The organism is Qipengyuania nanhaisediminis, from assembly GCF_900115585.1.
GTDB lineage: Bacteria > Pseudomonadota > Alphaproteobacteria > Sphingomonadales > Sphingomonadaceae > Qipengyuania > Qipengyuania nanhaisediminis.
On sequence record NZ_FOWZ01000002.1, the window covers coordinates 602,918 to 624,435 of the forward strand.

At 57.9% G+C, this 21,518-nt stretch carries 21 protein-coding genes and 2 tRNA genes; 10 read left to right on the plus strand and 13 right to left on the minus strand.

Annotated elements, in window-relative coordinates; translation table 11 throughout:
- Positions 1-14: 14 nt before the first annotated feature.
- Positions 15-1,994 carry a transketolase gene (tkt, locus tag BM173_RS08560; protein WP_090480338.1) on the minus strand — a complete coding sequence of 660 codons (1,980 nt, stop codon included), beginning with the start codon at positions 1,992-1,994 and terminating at the stop codon, positions 15-17.
- A 176-nt stretch (positions 1,995-2,170) separates the two neighbouring features.
- On the opposite strand from tkt, the gene BM173_RS08565 reads away from it, so the two are divergent.
- The 5 genes from BM173_RS08565 to BM173_RS08585 all read left to right on the plus strand — a co-directional run bounded on the left by BM173_RS08565 (position 2,171) and on the right by BM173_RS08585 (position 5,261).
- A complete protein-coding gene (locus tag BM173_RS08565) occupies positions 2,171-2,362 on the plus strand; it encodes a hypothetical protein (protein ID WP_090479988.1) in 192 nt (63 codons plus the stop codon).
- Entirely contained in the window at positions 2,359-2,700 is a 342-nt protein-coding gene (locus BM173_RS08570; RefSeq protein ID WP_090479991.1) for a cell division protein ZapA, read from the plus strand. Before BM173_RS08565 ends, BM173_RS08570 begins: the two co-directional genes overlap by 4 nt.
- A gap of 259 nt (positions 2,701-2,959) precedes the next feature.
- Positions 2,960-3,532, plus strand: a complete 573-nt coding sequence (locus tag BM173_RS08575; protein WP_090479994.1) for a 5-formyltetrahydrofolate cyclo-ligase — start codon at positions 2,960-2,962, stop codon at positions 3,530-3,532.
- Positions 3,529-3,762: a DUF2842 domain-containing protein gene (locus BM173_RS08580; RefSeq protein WP_090479997.1), complete on the plus strand. Its 234-nt coding sequence runs from the start codon at positions 3,529-3,531 to the stop codon at positions 3,760-3,762. Before BM173_RS08575 ends, BM173_RS08580 begins: the two co-directional genes overlap by 4 nt.
- A gap of 47 nt (positions 3,763-3,809) precedes the next feature.
- Positions 3,810-5,261 (plus strand): MFS transporter, encoded by a 1,452-nt coding sequence (locus tag BM173_RS08585; RefSeq protein WP_245755827.1) that lies wholly within the window; start codon positions 3,810-3,812, stop codon positions 5,259-5,261.
- Between the two features lie 64 nt (positions 5,262-5,325).
- On the opposite strand, the gene BM173_RS08590 is transcribed toward BM173_RS08585, so the two are convergent.
- From BM173_RS08590 to thyA, 5 genes are all read right to left on the minus strand, one after another.
- A tRNA-Asp gene (locus tag BM173_RS08590) sits at positions 5,326-5,402 on the minus strand.
- 291 nt (positions 5,403-5,693) lie between these two features.
- The gene (locus BM173_RS08595) at positions 5,694-6,989 is read right to left on the minus strand and encodes a dihydrolipoamide acetyltransferase family protein (protein WP_090480000.1); all 1,296 of its coding nucleotides are present in this window, start codon (positions 6,987-6,989) and stop codon (positions 5,694-5,696) included.
- A gap of 5 nt (positions 6,990-6,994) precedes the next feature.
- Entirely contained in the window at positions 6,995-8,056 is a 1,062-nt protein-coding gene (locus BM173_RS08600) for an alpha-ketoacid dehydrogenase subunit beta (RefSeq protein WP_090480002.1), read from the minus strand.
- Positions 8,053-9,384, minus strand: a complete 1,332-nt coding sequence (locus tag BM173_RS08605) for a 3-methyl-2-oxobutanoate dehydrogenase (2-methylpropanoyl-transferring) subunit alpha (protein WP_090480005.1) — start codon at positions 9,382-9,384, stop codon at positions 8,053-8,055. The genes BM173_RS08600 and BM173_RS08605 overlap by 4 nt, the downstream gene beginning before the upstream one ends.
- A 77-nt stretch (positions 9,385-9,461) precedes the next feature.
- Entirely contained in the window at positions 9,462-10,388 is a 927-nt protein-coding gene (thyA, locus tag BM173_RS08610; RefSeq protein ID WP_090480008.1) for a thymidylate synthase, read from the minus strand.
- A gap of 117 nt (positions 10,389-10,505) precedes the next feature.
- On the opposite strand from thyA, the gene BM173_RS08615 reads away from it, so the two are divergent.
- Positions 10,506-10,582, plus strand: a tRNA-Pro gene (locus tag BM173_RS08615).
- A gap of 96 nt (positions 10,583-10,678) precedes the next feature.
- Here BM173_RS08615 and BM173_RS08620 read toward each other — a convergent pair.
- The 3 genes from BM173_RS08620 to BM173_RS08625 form a co-directional block, all read right to left on the minus strand.
- Positions 10,679-11,668, minus strand: a complete 990-nt coding sequence (locus BM173_RS08620) for a tyrosine-type recombinase/integrase (protein ID WP_090480010.1) — start codon at positions 11,666-11,668, stop codon at positions 10,679-10,681.
- Positions 11,659-12,039: a MerR family transcriptional regulator gene (locus tag BM173_RS14430; RefSeq protein ID WP_143089604.1), complete on the minus strand. Its 381-nt coding sequence runs from the start codon at positions 12,037-12,039 to the stop codon at positions 11,659-11,661. The genes BM173_RS08620 and BM173_RS14430 overlap by 10 nt, the downstream gene beginning before the upstream one ends.
- A gap of 62 nt (positions 12,040-12,101) precedes the next feature.
- On the minus strand, positions 12,102-13,415 hold the full coding sequence (locus BM173_RS08625; RefSeq protein ID WP_177201846.1) for an AAA family ATPase: 1,314 nt from the start codon (positions 13,413-13,415) through the stop codon (positions 12,102-12,104).
- A 776-nt stretch (positions 13,416-14,191) separates the two neighbouring features.
- On the opposite strand from BM173_RS08625, the gene BM173_RS08630 reads away from it, so the two are divergent.
- From BM173_RS08630 to BM173_RS08640, 3 genes are read left to right on the plus strand one after another with little or no spacing between them, the layout of a single operon-like run.
- Positions 14,192-14,605 (plus strand): hypothetical protein, encoded by a 414-nt coding sequence (locus tag BM173_RS08630; RefSeq protein WP_090480015.1) that lies wholly within the window; start codon positions 14,192-14,194, stop codon positions 14,603-14,605.
- On the plus strand, positions 14,602-15,144 hold the full coding sequence (locus tag BM173_RS08635; protein WP_090480018.1) for a hypothetical protein: 543 nt from the start codon (positions 14,602-14,604) through the stop codon (positions 15,142-15,144). The genes BM173_RS08630 and BM173_RS08635 overlap by 4 nt, the downstream gene beginning before the upstream one ends.
- Positions 15,141-15,593, plus strand: coding sequence for a hypothetical protein (locus tag BM173_RS08640; RefSeq protein ID WP_090480021.1), 453 nt, complete (start codon positions 15,141-15,143; stop codon positions 15,591-15,593). The genes BM173_RS08635 and BM173_RS08640 overlap by 4 nt, the downstream gene beginning before the upstream one ends.
- 193 nt (positions 15,594-15,786) lie before the next feature.
- Here BM173_RS08640 and BM173_RS14435 read toward each other — a convergent pair whose 3' ends face one another.
- The 3 genes from BM173_RS14435 to BM173_RS14440 all read right to left on the minus strand — a co-directional run bounded on the left by BM173_RS14435 (position 15,787) and on the right by BM173_RS14440 (position 17,306).
- Positions 15,787-16,167: a hypothetical protein gene (locus BM173_RS14435; protein ID WP_143089606.1), complete on the minus strand. Its 381-nt coding sequence runs from the start codon at positions 16,165-16,167 to the stop codon at positions 15,787-15,789.
- A 114-nt stretch (positions 16,168-16,281) separates the two neighbouring features.
- Positions 16,282-16,602, minus strand: a complete 321-nt coding sequence (locus tag BM173_RS14680; RefSeq protein WP_218152634.1) for a hypothetical protein — start codon at positions 16,600-16,602, stop codon at positions 16,282-16,284.
- A gap of 179 nt (positions 16,603-16,781) precedes the next feature.
- Positions 16,782-17,306, minus strand: a complete 525-nt coding sequence (locus BM173_RS14440; RefSeq protein WP_143089607.1) for a hypothetical protein — start codon at positions 17,304-17,306, stop codon at positions 16,782-16,784.
- A gap of 291 nt (positions 17,307-17,597) precedes the next feature.
- Between BM173_RS14440 and BM173_RS08660 the strand changes: the two genes are divergently transcribed.
- Positions 17,598-18,179, plus strand: a complete 582-nt coding sequence (locus BM173_RS08660) for a recombinase family protein (protein WP_090480033.1) — start codon at positions 17,598-17,600, stop codon at positions 18,177-18,179.
- 27 nt (positions 18,180-18,206) lie between these two features.
- On the opposite strand, the gene BM173_RS08665 is transcribed toward BM173_RS08660, so the two are convergent.
- Positions 18,207-21,128, minus strand: a complete 2,922-nt coding sequence (locus tag BM173_RS08665; protein ID WP_177201847.1) for a MobA/MobL family protein — start codon at positions 21,126-21,128, stop codon at positions 18,207-18,209.
- Between the last annotated feature and the right edge of the window lie 390 nt (positions 21,129-21,518).

Sequence of the window (21,518 nt, forward strand, 5' to 3'; positions counted from 1 at the left end):
CGAAAAGCTCCTGCTTAACCGTTTAATTTGTTCATGATTTGCGGAACGATATCGTCCGCCGTGAGACCGAATTTCTTGAAGAGATCGCCAGCCGGTGCCGATGCGCCGAAGCGGTCGATGCCGATGTTGAGGCCGTCCGTCCCGGTGTAGCGTTCCCACCCGAAGGTGGTGCCCGCCTCGACGCTGACGCGCAGCGTGTTCGCCGGGATCATGTCGGCGCGATAGTCTGCGGACTGCTCGTCGAAGAGCTGGGTGCAGACAATTGAAACCACGCTGGCGCCGATGCCTTCCTTCTCAAGCCGCTCTGCGCATTCGAGAGCGACGTGCACTTCCGAACCGCTGGCCACCAGCGTGACCTTGTGGGCGTTGCTCGATTTCTTGAGGCGATATGCGCCCTTCGAACACATGTCCGTTTCATCGGGTGCATTGCGTAGCTGCGGCAGGCCTTGACGCGTCAGTGCCAGGACCGTCGGGCGGTCCTTTTCGCGCAGCGCGATTTCCCAGCACTCCGCCGTTTCGACGACGTCCGCCGGACGCATGACGAGCAGGTTCGGGATCATGCGAAGGCTCTGCACATGCTCGATCGGCTGGTGCGTCGGGCCGTCTTCGCCAAGGCCGATACTGTCATGGGTCATGACATAGATCGCGCGGGTCTGCTGCAGGGCCGACAGGCGGATCGCTGCGCGACAATAATCGGTGAAGACCAAGAAGGTGCCGCCGTAAGGAATCACGCCGCCATGCAGCGCCATGCCGTTCATCGCTGCGGCCATGCCGAATTCGCGAATGCCGTAATAGATGTAGCGGCCCGAGTAATCGTCAGCCGTGAGCGGGCCGATCCCGCCTGCCTTGGTGTTGTTCGAACCGGTGAGGTCGGCGCTGCCGCCGATGGTTTCGGTAAGCTTTCCGTTGATCTGCGCCAGCGCCATTTCGCTGGCCTTGCGGGTGGCGACCTTCTGCGGTTCGGCCATCAGCTTCTGGATGTAATTATCGAGGCTGAAGCTTTCGGGCAGGTCGCCAGCCATGCGGCGTTCGAATTCCTTGCGCTGGCCGCTCGCATTGAGGCGATCCTGCCATTCGTCGCGGGCCTTGGCATGGTCGGCGTTCTTCGCACGCCAGTCGGCATAGACCTGCTCGGGAATTTCGAAGGCCTTGGCATCCCAGCCCAGCACTTCGCGCGCAGCTGCAATCTCTTCATCGCCAAGCGGCGCACCATGCGTTGCGCTGGTGCCCTGCTTGGTCGGAGCACCCTTGCCGATGACCGTCTTGCAGGCGATCAGCGAGGGGCGTTCGTCGGCCTGCGCTTCGTCCAGCGCGCGGCGGATATCGTCGAAATCGTGGCCATTACAGGTGGTGACGTGCCAGCCGGTCGCTTCGTAGCGGGCCTTGATGTCTTCGCTGGTCGACAGGTCGGTCGAACCGTCGATGGTGATATTGTTGTCGTCCCACAGCACGTTCATCCGGCCCAGCTTGAGATGGCCGGCGATACCGATCGCTTCGTGGTTGATGCCTTCCATGAGGCAGCCGTCGCCCGCGATCACCCAGGTTTTGTGATCGACCAGCGCATTGCCGAAGGCGGAGTTGAGGTGACGCTCGGCAATGGCCATGCCGACTGCCATCGCCAGGCCCTGGCCCAGCGGGCCGGTGGTGCATTCCACGCCCGGCAGCAGGAAGTTTTCCGGGTGTCCGGCGCAGGGGCTGCCGATCTGGCGGAAATTGCGGATGTCTTCGATCTTGGGCTGTTCGTACCCGGCAAGGTGGAGCAGCGAGTAGATCAGCATCGACCCGTGACCCGCCGACAGCACGAAACGGTCGCGGTCTGCCCAGTCGGGCGCCTTGGGATCGTGGCGGAGGTATTCCGACCACAGCACGGTGGCGGCATCGGCCATGCCCATCGGCATGCCGGGGTGTCCCGAATTCGCCGCCTGCACCGCATCCATCGAAAGAGCCCTGATGGCGTTGGCCATCTGGACCATGCGGGCAGTGTCGATTGTCATGCTTTGTATCTCCGCGAGAGGGGTCGATTCGACGCGCGCGCACCCTTCGCGAACGCCGCGCGCGAGGTCAACCTCGGTGCGCCAGAGATGCCCCGCCGCCCGGTTTTGGAGCGATTTATCAACAGCACGGTGCAAACCTTTGCGCTGCAACGCCAATCTTGGTATTTCTTCCCGCCATGAGCGAAGCGCGCATCTTATCTGCCATCGACAGGATTGAAAAAGCGCTCGCGCGAATCGAGACGCAGGCCGCTCTTGCAGGCAGTCCGGGGCAATCCGGCGATCTCGCCGCGAAGCATGACGCACTGCGCAACCAAGTAAGCGCCAGCCTTGCCGAACTCGACACGCTGATCGCGGAGATGGAGCGATGAGCGACGTCAAGCTGACCGTCGGCGAACGCTCCTACACCGTCTCCTGCGCAGACGGGCAGGAACAGCATGTTGAACATCTCGCCGGCATGGTCGACGCCAAGCTCAAGGCCATGGGCGGAAACCTCACCGCGAACGAGGCGAAGAATCTCCTGTTCGCTGCACTGATGCTGGCGGACGAAGTGGACGAGGCGGGCAAGAAAGCACCCGTGGAAGCTTCGCCTGCTTCGGCGAATACCGATGCCGGACAGGGCGATGCCATTGCCGCGCGCCTGGAGCGCCTGGCCACTGCATTCGAAAACGCTGCATCGGCCCTTGAGGGTGGACCTGCGGCCTCCTAAATAGGCGGCGACGGGGCTGCCCGGCACGAGCCGCATGAACATCCCTGAGGCTATAAGCAATCCAAGGGAGCCGTCCCTACCGGATTGGCGGGTTCGTCCTGGCGATCTGGATATATGGCGCCCACCTGACGTGAAGGCGTCAGAGGATTTTCCGGCAACGACCCATGGCGGTCCCGTCACCTGATTTGTTGCGCTACCGCTTCGCTGCTTGAGCGCGGATGGGCGCTAAAAATACTGGTCCGGGAAAGCAGGTGGGTATTTGACCAAAGACGAACTTCGCAAGCATTTGCGGACCGCGCGCCGCGATCAGGTCGCCGCGTTGCCCGACAGCATGCGTGCGCTTGTCTTCCACCGTCCGCCCGCCCCTTTGCTGGAACTCCTCCCCGAAGGTGCGACGATCGGCCTGTACCGGGCAAACCCGTGCGAGGCACCTGCGGCATCCTACGCCAAGTTCTTTCTCGACAGGGGCCACGAAATCGCGTTGCCGCGGTTTGCCAGCAGCAATGCACCGATGGAATTTGCCCGCCATTCCGACCCGTTCGACGAAGAAGACCTGGAAGTCGGCCCCTTTGGCCTGCTCCAGCCCTTCGCCGACGCACCTGTTCTGCAGCCCGACGTATTGATCGTGCCCCTCATAGGCTTCACCGAAACCGGTGAGCGGCTCGGCCAGGGCGGTGGCCATTACGACCGCTGGTTGGCGGCACATCCGGACACCCGCACGATCGGCCTCGCCTGGGACTGCCAGCGCGTCGACAGCCTGCCTGTCGAGGAACACGACGCACGCCTCGACGCTATCGTCACCACGACTCGCTTCTACGGACCCTTCGCATGAGAGACGAACCCACCTGGCGCATCTCTGTCGGATTGCTCGGCCTTCTGCTTGCCCTGCTAGTCTACGGCATCCTGATCGCGCGCTACCTGCCCGGCCTGATCGGTGACTGGAACGCGCTGGTACAGACCGCGATATATCTCTTCCTCGGCCTGATCTGGCTGATGCCCTTGCGACGTTTCCTCATCTGGATGGAAACCGGCCGCTGGACGGTCCCGCCCGAGAAAGATTGACCTCACGCCCGAGTGCCCTACCCTCCCCGTAACGGGAGGAGAGCCCCTTGACGCAAGAGACAACGGCGACGGCAGTGCCCGTCGACGCGAGCGAGAAGATGCCGGTCTGGCTGAAGCTGGCGCATGGTTCCGGAGCCGCGGCATTCGGCATCAAGAATAACGGCTTCGACTATTTCCTGCTGATTTTTTACGGCACGGTCATCGGGCTGGAGCCTTCACTGGTCGGCCTCGCCATCCTCATCGCATTGGTATTCGACGCAATATCGGACCCGCTGGTCGGCTACTGGTCCGACAATCTGCAATCGCGCTGGGGACGGCGACACCCGTTCATGTATGCGGCCGCGATACCGGTGGCGCTGAGCTATTTCCTGCTGTGGAACCCGCCCGAAATGGGCCAGACCTCGCTGTTCCTTTACCTCACCAGCCTCGCGATCCTGATCCGCACCTTCATCACCTTTTACGAGACGCCGAGTTCGGCGCTGATCCCAGAGCTCACGACCGATTACGAAGAACGCACGAGCCTCCAATCCTATCGCCTGTTCTTCGGCTGGACCTTCGGCGCCTTGATGAGCGTGATCATGTTCGGTGCGCTGCTGACGGGCCCGCAAGGGCTCCTCGATCGGGATGCCTACGCCACCTACGGCATGATCGGCAGTGCGATGATCTTTATCTTCATCATGATCTCCACAGTCGGCACGCACAGCCGCATCCCGCACCTGCATCGCCCCGTAACCCGGTCCGAGAGATACAGCGTCGGCCGGATCTTCCGCGAGATGATCGAGACGCTGAGCGAGAAGAGCTTCATCGCACTGTTTTTCGCGACCGTGCTTTTCGCCATCGCGACGGGACTTGCGGCCTCGCTGAACTACCTGCTGCTGACCTATTTCTGGGAATTCTCGTCCTACCAGATCTTCCTGTGGACCTGCACGGTGGTCCTGTCGGCCCTGTTCGGCTTCCTGCTGGCACCCTGGGCCACGCGCAAAATTGGCAAGAAGCCGGCGGTCATCGTGCTCGGCCTGCTTGCTTTCACAATCCAGCCCGCCCCCGTCCTGTTGCGTCTCGTGGGAATGATGCCCGAAAACGGCGATCCGCTGCTGTTCCCGATCGTCCTTGGCGTCAATGTCATCGATCTGGCGCTGATCATTGCCGTCCAGGCGGTATCCTTCTCAATGATCGCCGACCTGGTCGAGGCGAACCAGGTGAAAACCGGCCGGCGGTCGGAGGGCGTCTATTACGCCGCGATGACCTTCACGCGGAAAACCACGCAAGGCCTCGGCGTGCTGGCCGCGGGTCTGATCCTGTCCGGTATCGGCTTCCCCGAAGGTGCGGACCCCGGCACTGTCGACACGGATACCGTGTGGCAATTGGGCGCCTGGTACGCCCCATCCTTGCTGGTGCTCTATCTCGGGGCCTTGTTCTTCGTCACGCGCTACAAGATCGACAAGCGCGGGCACGAGGAGAACCTGCGCCGCCTTCGCGAAGGCGCAGCGGCTCGATAGGCCCAAACGAAAAAGCGAGGCCGAAGCCCCGCTTTCGCATTCATCATTCGAAGAATGTCCCAAGTGGCGCGAGTGACGGGACTCGAACCCGCGACCCTCGGCGTGACAGGCCGATACTCTAACCAACTGAGCTACACCCGCGCATCTAGGCGCTGTGCCTCTTGGGAGCCGCGCATCTAGGCGGCGGTCCGATTCCTGTCAATGCAGTTTTCTCGCCTTTTTTCGCTTCTTTTTCCCGCGGTGCAATTTACCCGAAAGTAACCACTCGCGCGCGACAGTGACCCACGCATTTCCACGTGGGGTAACGGGGGAAGTCGCATGTTGCAGGGCGCATTACTCGCCGCATCGCTGGCGCTGCTTGGAAGCGGCGCGCTGGTCGCGAAATCGGCGATCGATATCCAGTACGACTGTTACCAGGCGCCCGCGCCCTGATCAGTCGACCAGGATTAATGCAGGCGTTTCGAGGAGCTTCTTGAGCTCCTGGACGAAACTCGCCGCATCGTAACCATCGACGACCCGGTGATCGCAGCTGATCGAAATGTTCATCAGCTTGCGCTTCTCGATCCGTTCGCCGCCCGCACCGTCGCTGACATACATCGGGCGTTCGATGATCCGGTTCGGTCCGATGATCGCGACCTGCGGCCGGTTGATGACCGGTGTGGTCGCCACGCCGCCAAGCGGGCCGAGAGACGTCACGGTGAGCGTGCCGTCCTCCATCTCTTCCTTCTTGGCCGTGCCGTTGCGGGCCGCCTCTGCAAGCCGCGAAATTTCGTTGGCGAGCTGCCACAGGTTCATGCCCTGGGCATTCTTGATGACCGGCACCATGAGGCCCCCGTCGGTCTGTGCCGCCATGCCCATGTTGACCGCACCGAACCGCGTCACCACACCCGCTTCGTCGTCATAGCGGGCGTTGATCATCGGGAATTGCGGCAAGGTCTTGCAGATAGCCGTGATCAGCAGCGGCAGGATCGTGAGTTTCGGCTTGTCACCGCGATTGGTGTTCAGCTGCGCACGCAGGACTTCCAGATCGGTGACGTCCACTTCCTCGACATAAGAGAAGTGCGGGATGTTGCGCTTGGAAGCCGCCATGTTCTCGGCGATGCGGCGGCGCATCCCGATGACCTTCTTTTCCTCGTCCTCGCGGGTCGGCGCTGCGGCAGAATAGCCGGAGTTATAGGACAGGAACTGGTCGAGATCGCCGTGACGCACGCGGCCATCTTCGGCAGGCTTCACCTGCGAGAGGTCGACGCCGAGGTCCTTTGCGCGCTTGCGCACGGCAGGCGTGGCGAGAACCTTCGCCGAAGGTGCCGGAGCAGGTTCGGGCGCGGGCGTCGGTGTCGGAGCCGGCGGCGGGCTGGGATCGGCCGCCATCGCATCGTCGGCATCGCTCGCGTCGGAGGTTTCCACCTCGATGCGCTCTTCGACCTTCTCAGCCTTCGGAGCAGGCGCAGGTTCGACGTCTTCAGCAACATCTTCGGGCACTTCGCCTTCGACCTCGATCACGACGAGCATCGAGCCGATCGAAACCATGTCGCCTTCTTCACCGGCGATCTCCACGATCTTGCCGTCTACTGGGCTTTCCATCGGGACGGTCGCCTTGTCGGTCATCATGTCGACGAATTCCTCGTCCTCACGAACCGTGTCGCCGACCTTCTTGTGCCACTGGACGATTTCCGCCTCGGCAATGCCTTCGCCGATGTCGGGCATGTTGAATACGAACTTTGCCATTGCGGTTACTCCGCCAGAATCTTGTCGAGGGCCTCGCCGATGCGGATCGGGCCGGGGAAATAGGCCCATTCGAGGCTGTGGGGATAGGGTGTGTCGAAGCCGGTCACGCGTTCGACAGGGGCTTCGAGATGGTAGAAGCAGCGTTCGGTCACCAGCGCCGAGAGTTCCGCGCCGAAACCGGCGGTGCGGGTCGCCTCGTGGACGATCAGGCAGCGGCCGGTCTTCTTCACGCTTTCCTCGATCGCTTCGATGTCGAGCGGGACGATCGTGCGAAGGTCGAGGATGTCGGCCTCGATGCCCTTCTCTGCGCAGACCGCTTCGACCACGTGAACCATCGTGCCGTAGGCGAGGATGGTGAGTTCCTCGCCCTCTGTCGCGTGCCGCGCCTTGCCCAGCGGGATTGTGTAGCGGCCTTCGGGCACGATGCTCGCATCGAACTTCTTCCACGGCTGCACGGGCTTGTCGTAATAGCCGGAAAACGGGCCGTTATAGATGCGCTTCGGCTCGAAGAAGATGACAGGGTCATTGTCCTCGATGCAGGATATCAATAGGCCCTTCGCATCGTAAGGCGTGGCCGGGATGACCGTTTTCAGGCCTGACACGTGGGCGAAAATCGCTTCCGGGCTCTGGCTGTGAGTCTGACCGCCGAAGATGCCGCCGCCGAAAGGACTGCGGACCGTCATCGGCGAAGTATATTCGCCTGCCGAACGATAGCGCAGGCGCGCCGCTTCGGAGATCAGCTGGTCGAGACCGGGGTAGATATAATCGGCGAACTGGATTTCGGGCACGGGGCGCAGGCCGTATGCGCCCATACCGACGGCAGCAGCGATGATGCCGCATTCGGAAATCGGCGTGTCGAAGACCCGGCTCTTGCCGTATTTCTCCTGGAGGCCGGCGGTACAGCGGAAAACCCCGCCGAAATAGCCGACATCCTCGCCCATCACGACGATATTGTCGTCGCGCGACATGGTCACGTCGAGCGCTTCGTTGATCGCCTCGATCATGTTGAGGCGGCGTTCAGTGCCCTCTTCCGAAGCAGGCGCAGTCTTGGTTTGCGTGTCGCTCATGCGCCCTTCCCTCCGTTCGGGAGTCCTTCGGGGAATTTGGCCTCGCGTTCGCGGATCGCCTGTTCGCTCTGTTCCTGGAGGTGCCAGGGCAGCTCTTCGAAGACGTCTTCGAACATGGTGCGGAACGGATGGTGCAGGCCATGGCCGAGGATGCCGTTGGCTTCCGCTTCCTTGGTGACCTTCTTGACGTATTCCGCCGCCTCGAGGTCCATCTTTTCCTGACGCTCCTCGTCCCACTCGCCGATGGCGATGAGGTGGTTCTTGAGGCGCATGACAGGATCGCCCAGCGGCCATTCCTCGCGCTCCTGCGCGCTGCGATAGCCGCTCGGATCGTCGGAGGTCGAATGGCCTTCCGCGCGATAGGAGAAGAACTCGATCAGCGTCGGCCCGGCATTGGCGCGGGCGCGATTGGCGGCCCATTGCTCCGCCGCATAGCAGGCGAGCGGGTCATTACCGTCCACGCGCAGCGATGCGATGCCATAGCCCACCCCGCGCGCTGCGAAGGTCGAACGCTCTGCCCCGGCAAAGCCGCTGAAGCTGGAAATCGCCCACTGGTTGTTGACGACGTTGAGGATGACCGGCGCGTTATAGACGGTCGCGAACAGGCAGGCGGAATGGAAATCGCCTTCCGCCGTACTCCCCTCGCCCACCCAAGTGGCGGCGATGCGGCTGTCGCCCTTGATCGCGCTAGCCATCGCCCAGCCGACCGCCTGCGGGGTCTGCGTTGCGAGATTGCCCGAGATCGAGAAGAAACTGTGTTCGCGGCTGGAATACATGATCGGCAGCTGGCGGCCTTTCAGCTTGTCGCCCCGGTTCGAGTAGATCTGGTTGATCATCTCGATCATCGGATAGCCGCGCTGGATCAGGATGCCCTGCTGACGATAGCTGGGGAAGATCATGTCGTCCGCGGCAAGCGCCATCGAGGCAGACACGCTGGTCGCCTCCTCGCCGGTGCACTTCATATAGAAGCTGGTCTTGCCCTGGCGCTGGCCGCGGAACATGCGCTCGTCGAATGCGCGTGTCATGGCCATGTGGCCAAGCATCGTGCGCAAGGTCTCGGGATCGAGCTTGGGATCCCAGGGACCGTGCGCCTTGTTATCGTCTCCCAGCACGCGGATCAGGTCATGCGCGAGGTCGAGCATGTCCTTCGGATCAACGGTTTCGTCCGGCCGTGCCTGGGCACCCGCCTCGGGCACCTGGATGTGCGAAAAATCGACCGCATCGCCGGGGCGGTACTTGGGTTCGGGGACATGGAGCGAAAGCGCAGGGCGGTTGTCGCCCGCGCTCGCGGCATTCCGATCTCCCTCGGCGGGGGGCCGTTCGGCCATAAACTCTCTCCAGACGCAATCTTACGCTTGCGCGTTATTTTATTTCACAGGAGTGAAACGGTCAAGTGAGAGCCGGATCACACTGCGACGGGCGCCTTGATGGGCCCGTGCGGCGTGTAGTCGTGAACCGCGAAATCCTCAATGCGATAGTCGAAGATCGAGGCCGGACGCCGCAGAATCTCAAAGGTCGGATGCCCTTGCGGTTCCCGCGACAGCTGCTCTTCCACCAGGTGCTCGTGATTGAGGTAAAGGTGCGTATCCCCTCCGGTCCAGACGAGTTCGCCTGGTTCGAGGTCGACCTGCTGCGCGATCATTCGCTGTAACAGGGCCGCCGACCACAGGTTGAACGGGAGGCCCAGCGCGACGTCGCAGCTGCGCTGATACAGCAGGCAGTTCAGCCGGTCGCCTGCGACATGGAACTGGTAGGTTTTGTGACAGGGTGGCAGCGCCATCGAATCGAGTTCGGCGACGTTCCATCCTTCGATGATGTGGCGTCGGCTGCCCGGATTTGCCTTAAGCGATTCGACGACCTCGGCGACCTGGTTGACGCTGCCGGTGCGGGCATAGCTGCCATCGCCCGTGGGAGTGTAGACCGGCCAGTCGACCCATTGCTTGCCATAGACCGGGCCAAGATCGCCCCATTTCGCGGCAAAGTCCTCATCGTCCGCAATGCGCTGGGCAAAGTCCTCTACCGGAATATCCTGCCCGGTGGCCTTCACATATTTGGCGTGCGGCCACTCGTTCCAGATCTTCACGCCCTGCTGCACCAGGGGGCGGATGTTGGTGTCCCCGGTGAGGAACCACAGCATCTCGCGCGTGGCAGTTTTCCAGTAAACGCGCTTGGTGGTAATCAGCGGCATCGCGCCATCGGCAAGGTCGAAGCGCAGCATCGCACCGAACACGGATCGCGTGCCGACGCCCGTGCGATCGCGACGTTCGTCGCCTTCGCGCCAGATGCGGCGCATGAGGTCGAGATATTGCTGTTCGTAATGCTGATGTGACACGGCGGAAGCCCTATCCCGATTTTCGGCAAAATGCCTGCTTGCGTGTGCCGCAATCCACACCTATAGGGCGCGCCTGCTTCGCACCCGCAGCGATTGTTCACTGCGGGCCGATCCGGTCGGGGAGTAGCTCAGCCTGGTAGAGCACTGTCTTCGGGAGGCAGGGGCCGGAGGTTCGAATCCTCTCTCCCCGACCAATTTTCGTCACGAGAAACAGCAGGAATCCAAGGTTTTCGCCCTGAAATTCTCTCTTTTGAGACAGGGGTCGGAGGTTCATTCTGAACCTCCGACCGTTAACGAGGCCGCCTACGGACTGCGTTCGATACCTTTTTCAGATAGTGGGGCGAGTATCGCGCATAATGTTTTTGCGTCGTTTTATCGTCATCATGGCCCATGTACTGAGCCAATTCCGACATCGGGGTGCCTGACTCAGCTGCCCATACAGCGCCCGTATGCCGCAGCATATATGGCGTAACCTTCTTGCCATACCGTTTGCTAGCCGCTTGAAAGGCTTTCTTGACCGTTCGAATGGGTTTGCCCGCATAATCAATTACATAGTCGCTCTGACGAGCTTTAAACGCAGCTAGCAATGCGTCCAGAAGTTCGGGATTGATGGGAACTGTCGGACGAATTTTGGCGGTTTGTACGCGACCGTCTTGGTTGAATTCGATCTGTTCCATATCGAATTTCACCTGCTTCCAGCGCAACTCCAAAATCGCCGATGGTCGCGCCATAGTGTAGAGGCCGATCAGTGCATAAAGCTGCACATGCGGAGCTTTAATAGAGCTATAGAACAGCTCGAACTCATCTTGTGTCAGGTGGCGCACCTTACGCGGTGGACTTGGAGGCATCCAAATCTCGGCTTGAGAGGCTAAGCGAGCTTCTTTGGGAGCAAAATTCAATGAAGTGGATATCAGCTGAAGTTCATAGCGAGCTGTTGCAGCGCTGACTCCGCGTTGTTCGTAATACTCCTTGCACATTTTCTTATCGATGAGCGCTGGGTGCACTTTTTCCCAAAATGGCTTCATGGCCTTCCACGCATCAATTCTCCTTTGCAGGGAGGGAGGCGAATCCTCTGCCAACGCTTCAATATAACCAGTAACGGCGCGACCGACTGTCCAAGGTGAGGTGTCGGCATTGGCCCATAATTGCCTGGCTTCAGCTTCTGCACTTTTACGGTCGCGAGAATCCAGCTTGCGTCGGTGGCGTTGCGAGCCTTCGTACCAAACCAGTGCAAAACCGCCTCTGAGTTTCTGAATCGCATAAGGAAGTTTCACCGACATTCGAACCGCTCCACTTCACTAGCCCGGATCCGAACCAAGGTTCCGATCCGAAAATGCCCGAGGGTTTCGTTGCGAATTAAGCCGCGAATGATCCCTTCTGAACATTCCCAACGGGCAGCCAAAGCTGGCACGCTATACGGGCGGGCATCTTCGAGGCCTGCGTCCTGCGGAGGTCCATCGATTTGGCTTCTCCACTCTTGCCTCTCTCTGTCGAGTGAAACATTTCTGTCGCTTGAAAGCTTCTCTCCGATCGCGCCGGCCCCTTTTACGTTCGAACCGCAAGTGGCGTTGTCGTTTGTGGCTGGCTGAATTTCAGCTTCGACCGGACGAGATCTATTTTTGCGACTGAGTAGGTTGTCGTGAAAACTCAATTTTTCCTCCTGGGAGTGACTTCACACACCCCCAGGAAATCATTTCTCTTTCTTCTCTTGATCTATGCAGTGCGGACTAGAGCTGCGGCGGGTTTCGCCTTTTCCAGATTCCCTGCTCGATTGATCTTAATGTGTCCCTCATTAGCGAGAGCCTTCAACAAGAACGCCAGATGACCGCGCCTCGTCTTAAATTCTCCCCCTGTTGCTGGGATGATGTCCTGCAGAGCTGGGAACTCAGCCTGTCTCCGCTTAAATTCGGCCACCAGATCCTGGCTCTTGATGGTTTCCTCTTCGGGGCCCCCGCCAGACATTTCTGAAATTATAGTCAGTACGGCATCCTGACTATCCGCTGATGTGAATGTTTGGGGCTTCTGGCCCCTGGGCAATGTAGGATCCCACGAAGCGCATACGTTGGGAAATCTGCCTGTAAGATCCTCAAAGGCTCCTTCCCGTAGGCGTCGGAGCACTCTCGGTTTAAAATCCGCGTCTTTGGAGTTAGATTTGACGACGTTAGCGATGACGATGTCTCTCCGACCTAGATCCGGGTATAAGAATTGCAGATCGCCCAGCTGCTCAGTCTCGCCAGCTAATCGTAACTCAACAACGGTGCGAGGGCTTGTCGACCACATGGCCGCACCTCTTAACCGATCCACCGCGCCCTCAAGAGGATCGCCCTCCCTGATCACGGCTGCCTTTGGACTGTGACCTACAATCGCCCAGAATACACTTTGGCGCTCAGAGACTCGGTTGAGGCGGAATAGAAAGTTCGTGGTAGCCTCGCTATTGGATAACTCGAAGCCAGCCATCGATACGGCGGAGTCCATGATGACGCCGATAATCTTGTCATCTTCTGGTGCTTCGGAGTTCCAATCTTCGATGAACTCTTCGATACCGCTCAACGTCATGGACCCTTGCCATTGTGATGTCTTCCCTTGGTAAAGCGATGGATTCTTCTCGCAGAATTCCTCTTCTGACAAACTCAGGAAGGGTATTACATGAAGACGGTCGCAAAGTTTCTGACAGTCAATTTGAGGGAACTCGGATTTCAGTCGCCGCGCAATCCCGCCGATGCGAGAGAACAAGTGCTCACGCAAATCTTCCGCAGAGAGCACAAGTATGTGTCCTCGCTTTCTTATGGGCCTCTCGAGCCATGCCGTTGGACCGGTGTCGCTTGGAGAAGCAAGATTAGCGGCCATCCAAAGCAGGAGTTGCGTTTTCCCGGTGGACCCGGGGCCAAACCACATTGAGACACCAGTCGCAGGTAGAAGACCATCGATTGCAAAATTTGGGCATTCGTCAGCGGATGCAGCGGCTCCCGCACGGAACGCGCCGCTCTTCGCCTTTGATATCCAAAGGTTTCGGCTATTATCAGTCAATATTTACCTCCGCGACCAGCTAGGGGCGCGGGACTTAGCAACCCTCTCTATTGCCTGCAAATTTCTATTCGACTGATTTACGACACATTTTGTCGAAAATTTATTGCAAAGAAGGTTTGTCGCTGGTCGGGGCCTCGCCGGTTCCAATCGAACTGCCCTTGGGCTCTGCTCATTCCGATAACAGCCTAGTTGGCGTATCTGGCGTTTTGATGGTTCAAACGGCAGAACGGCAACAGGGTGTTAGAGCAGAGTACGTCGCTTATCCCAATAGCGCCATTTGTTCGACAACCCTCACTTCACACCAGCTCGACCTTACGAGCCCCAATTCCAACTTCAGGCCTATTGGCCTTACATAGATTGGCGACCGCCGGTCCGCTTTTGGTGCTTTTCGCGTTCCGCGATTACGTCAAGAACTAGGGTGGGAAGCGGAAAGTCCGGTTCTGGAAACGAAACCCGAGAAAGAAGACGCGTTCGCCATCAAACTGGCATGACTGCAAACGGCCCAGTTTCATCCATTTGCTGGCAAGGACTGCGGCGAGAAGCCGATAATGTTATTGGCTCCATTTCTCAGACTTTGTTGTTGATTAAGGCTCTGGTATTCATCGGCGTGTAACGCGATGGGAAACAACCCATCAAGGCGAGGAAAGGCCGAATTGCAGCATCGACTAATCTTCATCTCTTGTATTTCTGTATTCGCAGCCAGCTGCGCGTCGCTCCAATCGGATTCCGGCTCTTCATCTCTTACTTGGAACGACGTCAAGACGTACCAGATTGAGATGGGCAAAGATGACGAAATTCTTGCACGCGTTGATCTGCAAATCGCAGGCAAAGAGGATGCCACTTATGATCGAACTTGGCCGCTGATCGCTGAAGAATTTTGCATCGCAAGGCGAGCTGATTTGCCACGCGACGTCCGGCGTATGGCGGAAACGCAGAGCGTGAGAGTGAGCCTGACACCTCTGCGCCGCAAACACGAGGAAACCGAGCGTTCGCGGTTAATGAGCGTAAGAGCATCCTGGCGCACCAATAAAGGGATGCCGGAAGGTACCGGGTTGGATACTCCATCGTGCAAGCGCTTTCCGACCGTGGGATATTCGACTTCGTTCGCGCGCGAGGTCCCTATCGATTTGCAGCAATCAGTGACGCTCTTTGGCGATGAAGGTCTTTATCTTAAGGTTACGCCCAAATGATGCGATATCTTGTCCTCTTTGTAGCGCTTAGTTGCACAGCACCTTTCACTGCGACCGCGCAAGATAGCGAGGCAGAGATGAGAGCAGCTCCTTTTGGGCATAGGCCGTGGGGACAGACTAACCCGGGTCAAGAACCCATTCAAATTGGCGTTACGATCGAGAAAGACGGGGAGTTTTTCTGGAGAGGGCAAGTCGACGGAAGACAAGATAGCATTGAGATATCGTCGGGCTTCAGCGAAAATCCAGGCTGCATTATCATTCTGACTGCCCTTGGTGGGATCACGCCATCGCACACTCTTGCTGACGCTGGTGTGCCCAAGCTCAAGATCAACATCCGGCCGTATAACTCTAGAGCGGCCAATCCCGAACGCTTTGATTTTTCCTTTGAATATGAACGTTCAGTGCTGAACGGGAACCCTTGCCACGGTCGATCTGATGTCCGGATCACGACAATGAGCAACAGGCTTTACATCAAGTCAGGTGAGCGTGTGATCCTTCCGCCTTATTCGGGCTTTCAAATCACATTGGAGCGCAAATGATCGGTTTTCTTGCATTCGTGCTTGCCGCTTCTGCTCCGCCTCCTCCTGTTCCGAGCCCTGAGCAGCAGCCGTTTTATCTGGTCGATTTCACGGTCACACTCGACGGTGAGACCATCGTCGAGGGTAGCAAAGAGGTCCGCACGGGCGTTTACGCAACCGAGACACGTACCCGCGTTTTTCCTCCGGCTTGTGACAAGGGGGCGGTTGAATTCGGGTATCGGAAGATCACGCTTTATGTGAGGGAAAATGGACGCCCGGAGGAAAGGGCTGGTCTCTATTTCAATATCGAAGAGCGAAGGGAAGTCGACGATCACAACAATGATCCATGCGAATGGCAGCGGCCGAAGGACGTCAACCACAGCTTTCATGGCCACGTTGATCTAGAGCGCGGAGAAGAGAAGGTTGTCGATGTTGGCCATGGTGCCTTGCTCCACATCAAAAGGCGCTGACCGATTTTGGAGGCAAAACCTGGCTCTCAAAAATTTCCGTTTTCACCCCATTCTACGACATTACGACCCAGCCCAATAGCGTCTGCTCTTAGCAATCAAAGTGTTCCGCACTTATGACGGAGATCGGGTCGCTAGCTGACCGTACGCTCCTGGCACTGCGCAAGCTCGGCAATTCAGTCATAAACTGGGGTGGTCAGCTGCCGTTCGGTTTAAGCCGCCAGTTTTCTGGTAGATCGGCGAAATAACCCCATGATTGCCAGGAATTTTCGCTGCCGGATGGTCGGCTCGACAACCGCCACTCTGGCGGGTCGGGAAAGCCATGCCACGCCAGCTGCATCAGCAACAGGTCTTCGCCATTCTCCGTGGCATAATACTCGACATCGTATCCCGTCAGCTTTTCTCTTTCGATACCAAACACCGACGATCCAGCTTGTCTTATAGATGCCCAGCGAATGGGCTTGGTCGCTCTTTCTAGAAAACCGGCGAGTTGGGCGTCCGCTATTTCGTCGGAAGCATCCCATGGGTCAGCTTCCCAAGCGTTTGCAGCGGAATTCATACGGTCGTCTTGCGACATTCATGCCTCCTGTCTGACATTAGTTCGCCACTCGAACGTCCGCAATTGGTTCGTTAGCAGGCCGTCCGCTTCTGGCAGATCGCTATCTCGGTGAAACTGTCGTCAGATGGGTGGTTAGCGGACAGCGCATTTACCACCTGACAAGAGACGACTCTTCTCAATTTGATCAGCGGTAACGATGCGATCAAAACGCTTCCAGAATGAGTCCGAATAATGTGCTTTGATCTCGGATTGTGGGGGGAACCGTCCGGTTCTGTGCATTGCGAGCAACTCCAACTTCAAAGAACGGAATGCTCGTTCACCCTCTGTGTCTTTGAAGTCGGATAGACCAGCGTCAAAATCTGGATAAAGCTCATCGGCCATCTGGTTCCAATAGCCTTCCATAAAGGTTTCGAACGCAGGTTGATTATCGTTTGGACTATTTTGCAAAGCCAATCACTCTCTCAGGTACTGGGCTGATTAGTGAGGCCCTGAAAATTCCGCAATCGGGTCGTTAGCCGACGGTCCGCTCCTGGCACATCGCTAACTGGGTGAAGCTGTCACAAAGTGGGTGGTCAGGAGACACTGAGATATTTCGAGATCCGACCGCCAAAACTCGAACCCAAGATTAGAAGTCAGGTGCGCGGCAAACCTGCATCCCATCGGCCATCCCTTGGCCGATAGCTCGCCGCGCAGAACGCTTTCTCTCCCGTGATCAAATGGAGAGTTCTCCCTACGAGCAGGATGTCCATATCGACCTCGTATTCGAACGGTTGGATATTGCTTGTGCACGAGCTGGTAGGGGCAAAAACCGGAACATAATCGCGCTTCGGGGTCATCCAATCCGGCAGCAGGTTGATTAGCCAATTCGTCCAAGGGTTGATCTCGGCGCCAACACCGATGAAGCTGAAGTGGCGCATATTGACCTTCTCTTTGAAGTCTAATTCGCGAGGCGCTCGCCACTCTTCAAATGCTTTGACTTGATTAGTTAGATGAAAGTGTGTGGCAGTCAGTTCTGCCGGTATGTTTTCAGGCAGATCGTGAAAAAGAATTGTCGCGTGATCTCCCGCCCACAGACATGCGCGCAAACCCGAAAACGGTATTAGGGCTAAGGCCCCGAGGCCTGACGCGAGAAATGTGCGGCGAGAAGTGGTGCTCATCCGCCGAATTTAGGCCTTCATAAATTAATTTATAGACACGGCCTTGCTGTAATAGCCAGCCTATCAAGATGTCCGCAATCGGGTCGTTAGCGGAATGTCGGCTTTTGGGTAAAAATCCTTTCTTTCGGACGTTCTCGCCTTAGCTTCTGCATTTCGTCCTATAAGGTCAGAACTTCCAAATTCTGACCCACCTGTCGTTAGGCAGACCTGGCCGGGTCAGTACCTAGCGGTACCGGTTTTGGCCTAGGACCAGAAGGAAGCAGGTAGGTTTTGAACTAAGAGGAAAAGTAAGTGAGCCGCATTGCCTATTTCCGTGTGTCCACCCGGGATCAATCAATTGAAGCACAGCGCGCTGTATTGGGGGGAAGCTTTGATCGAGAATTTTCCGATGAGCGGGTAAGCGGCGCCACGTTGGCGGCCGACCGGCCCGGTTTCTCGGCAATGCTCGAGTATGTACGAGAAGGCGACACTTTGTGCGTTGCGGCGGTTGATCGGCTGGGACGTGATGCGCTGGACGTACAGAAGAACGTTCATGCCCTCATCGGCAAGGGGGTTGTTGTAGACGTTCGCGGAATAGGCCCCATCGCCAAAGGCGTTGGAGAACTCGTCGTCGCTGTGCTTGCTCAGATAGCACAGATGGAGCGTGACCGAATTCTCGAGCGCTGTGATGCAGGACGCGCGGCAGCGAAAGCGTCGCTTGCCGAACGAGGTACGACACACCGTGGCAAGAAGAGCTTAGGTCGACAGCCGATCGTCAACCCTAAGGATGTCGCGCAATGGCGGATCGCTAACCGTGCCAGCATTTCCGACACGGCACGTCATTTCGACATAAGTGCTTCCACTGTGAAAAGGGCCAGCCGTCTCCACAAGTGAGTTAATGCGGCAAAGGAGACGCTAGTATCACCTCCCTTTCCCACCTTGGGACGCATGCCACGCCTGTTCGATGATTGTCGCTTCTTCCGGCGCAGCAATAGCCTTCTCGGGCCGGTTCGCGCGGCTTCGGACCACTACTGCCGCTGGCACAGCCTGGTCGCGATCCTTAGGTGCATTCCGCTGGACCATGGAAGTGTCCCTCTTAGCGCAGAGCTCGACGTGCTCGGTGATATACTCACGCACTTCCGGATCATTCTGAAGAAGGAGGTGTGCATTTGGACCAACGTTGAGCCGCCGATCCTGGACGTCGTAGATAACTTGCTTTCCCTCCAGCTCGACAAGCGGGGAGTCTGTTCCAAGCAGCAAATGCCGCAATGCCACCCTCTCAGGATCGAGCTTCTCCGAGATACATTCGGCTATCGTGACGGAAAATACATCAGCGAACTGTCGGCGGTCGGCTGGCAGTTGCTCGATCTCAATGTGGAGATTTCCGTTCTCGAACATAACCGGAAATGGCTGTCCGGCGTATTCCTCTTCAAACCACGACCTGAACTCCATGATGGCTTCGTCTTGGTCCGACTGGTGACGTCGCGCAGCTTCATCCTGCAATTGCCGGTAGTGACTTACCGAGTTGGTCAGGGGCACTTCTAATGAGCGGTCTACGACCGGTTGTTTCCCAGCGGCTTGCAGACCGGCCGTCTTCGATGAATGGTCCGACGATGAAACAGTTTGTTTTGGTTCACTCCTGGTCGGCTTAACAGCCTCGACAGACCTAGTTTCGGCGCGCTGGCCACGCTGCAGCTTTCGACGATGGTTCGTCTCGCGAATTTCGAGCAGCGCCTGCAAGCGGGCCTGTGATCGTTTTTTGAAGAAGGGGTGCGTTAACCGCTCCAGATCCTCCTTGGAGATTCCGACCACGTGATAGTTGGGGACCTTCTCGGATGGCGGCCTAATCTCCAGTTCTTCGTACTGGATGCGCATAAACGCACGGTCCCATTTATCTTCGAAATCCTGCGGAGCTTCGAAATACGCAGCTATCTGGCGATCATACCTTTTGCCGAAATCGTAGGAATGCTCTTCGCGAGCATACATATCCATTTCGAGACGCTGACGCTTATCCTGAAGCAGCAGCTCCTCTGCAACCTCGATTGAACTGCGCATCGACTGTATGATGCCTTCGAGTTGCCTCTTTTCCTCGAACAGCTCCTGCGCGAGATCCCGGGCTAGTTGCACGTCCTTCGCGGTCGCATCCCAGATCCGCTCAGCATGAGCTTCTGCAAGTTGAAGCCTAGCGCGGATGTTCGCTTCTTGTGCGCGTTCGGACTTGGAAGCGCTTCCGTTCTCGATTGCCTCGACAAGACGGTTGCAGACCTCGGCAGTCTTATCTGCCCTGGAGTATGCCATTTCCTGAGTCAGGTGCAGCCGAGCAAGCTCGAGCTCCTCATCTCCAAGAAGTTGCACCCGCCGATCAAAATCTTTGATCAAGCTGTCGAGCTCTCCCACGACGGGGTTGGCCAGTCCCTGCTCCAGCAAACGAGAGAGCATCTCTCTGGCATGCGCGCGGACGTCCGATTGCATTCGCTTTTGAATGAGATGGTTTTCTTCAGCCCGATCGAATGAGCCTTGCCAGCTTCTCTCTGCATTCTCGATGCCTTGTGACGTAGGGACACCAGCAGCTTCCAGCGATGCAGCTCTCGTGCCGAGGTGTTTTCCAGGCATTTGCTTGATGCCCATTTCAGCGAATGATCGATGGTCGAAGAGGCGATTGATGCCGAGCGCCTTCAACTCGACGTTGCAGAGGTCTGCAAACTTCTTTCGCATCTCGACGAGCAAGTCAGAGCCATGCTTTCGCCGGTCGCGCCCATCGGTAGAGCGAGTGAAGGCAGCTACCTTCTTTTGGCGTTTGGTCGCCCGGGTGCGTTTGTGCTGCCCCTCTACAGGTTCGCGATATTCGAAGTCCCAGCAATCATGTGCCGGGAGGTATCTGCACGGCCGGTCATAGAGCGCCGCATGAAAATGGTGATTGCGCGCATCGTTATGGTGATCGGGTTCGTGAATGACGCCCGTATACATGACACCGCGAGACCCAAGCCACTCGAGAAACTGTCCCGCAATCCTGATACGGGCGGCATCATCCAGACCCACGGGAAGTTCAGACACGATACGTCGCTGAACCCGGCCACCACGGCCGCGTTTAATCGTAATGGGCGGATCGTTCTCAATCCAGTCGTCAGATTCCCGGAGCGACTTACGAAGCTTTGCAAACTCGGAGTATTCTAACTCGCATTTGACGCGGCTGGCCGGCTTCTTCGTATTGAGACATTCATTTTCGTAAACGCGGGAGAGAGATGAAAGCTGCGAGCCCGAGGTTGCGGCGTCAAGCAGTTCGGTCAATCGGTGAGCGGGCAGTCGTTCCACATGCAAGGTCACGACATCCGGCGACGGTGTTCGCTCGGAGCGGGTAACCGCATTCCAGAACTCCACGCGTTTTTCGAGGTCCGGATGGATATTTGTGAATACGGCCTCAGACCGTTTCTCCATCCCTCCCGCCTCGATATACTGGTCGTAGTCTCCGGGGGTGATGGCAGCGACGGCGCTTTCGCGACTGATGTATCGCTCATGGTTGCCGGCATCGGTGGTAAAGCTTTCCTTGTCGCCAGACGTAACAAGGGTTCCGGTCGAGAGCGCAGTCGAATTTGAGTACCGAGCCTTCTTGACGACGAACGTATGCTTGAAGTGGAACGCCACTCGGCCTTCTGCAGATACGGGCCGCTCAGAAGGCGGAACGGGGATGAGGAAGTTGGGACTTCGGGAAAAGCGATTGCCCGCTTCATCAGGTTCGCGCTCCCTGCGACCGAATTTGATCGTTCCCTTGATGGCCTCATCCTCTTCGATCTCGATAAGGCGGCGCAGTTTCGCAGTGATGACCTTGAAGCGTCCCGTCTGCATAACATTCTCCTTGTATGGCAATAGTCTAGCCATGGAGAATCAGTGCTCGGAACCCCTGTTTCACATTTATTTTCGATCGAAGATTGGACCCTGGCTCATGCCAGAAATGAGAGTAGCCGCACCGCCGGCCTCGGTCCCTTTATGTCCGCCAGCAAAGTTGAGCCTCAACTTTGCGTAAGTGCGCCTATTTCATGCACCTACGTCACGCGGCCACCGGAACAAGCTAGGATAAGCGCCCGCCGCAGATTGCAGCGCCCAACATTTTCCCAACTGCGGGAGGCTCAGCGATGACGGAGTTTGGTTCAACGATGACAGCTCGGGGGCCGGGAAGAGATCGTGGGGTCATAGCTCACGAAATGAGGAAAGCTGCTATTCTAGTCATCAGCTTGC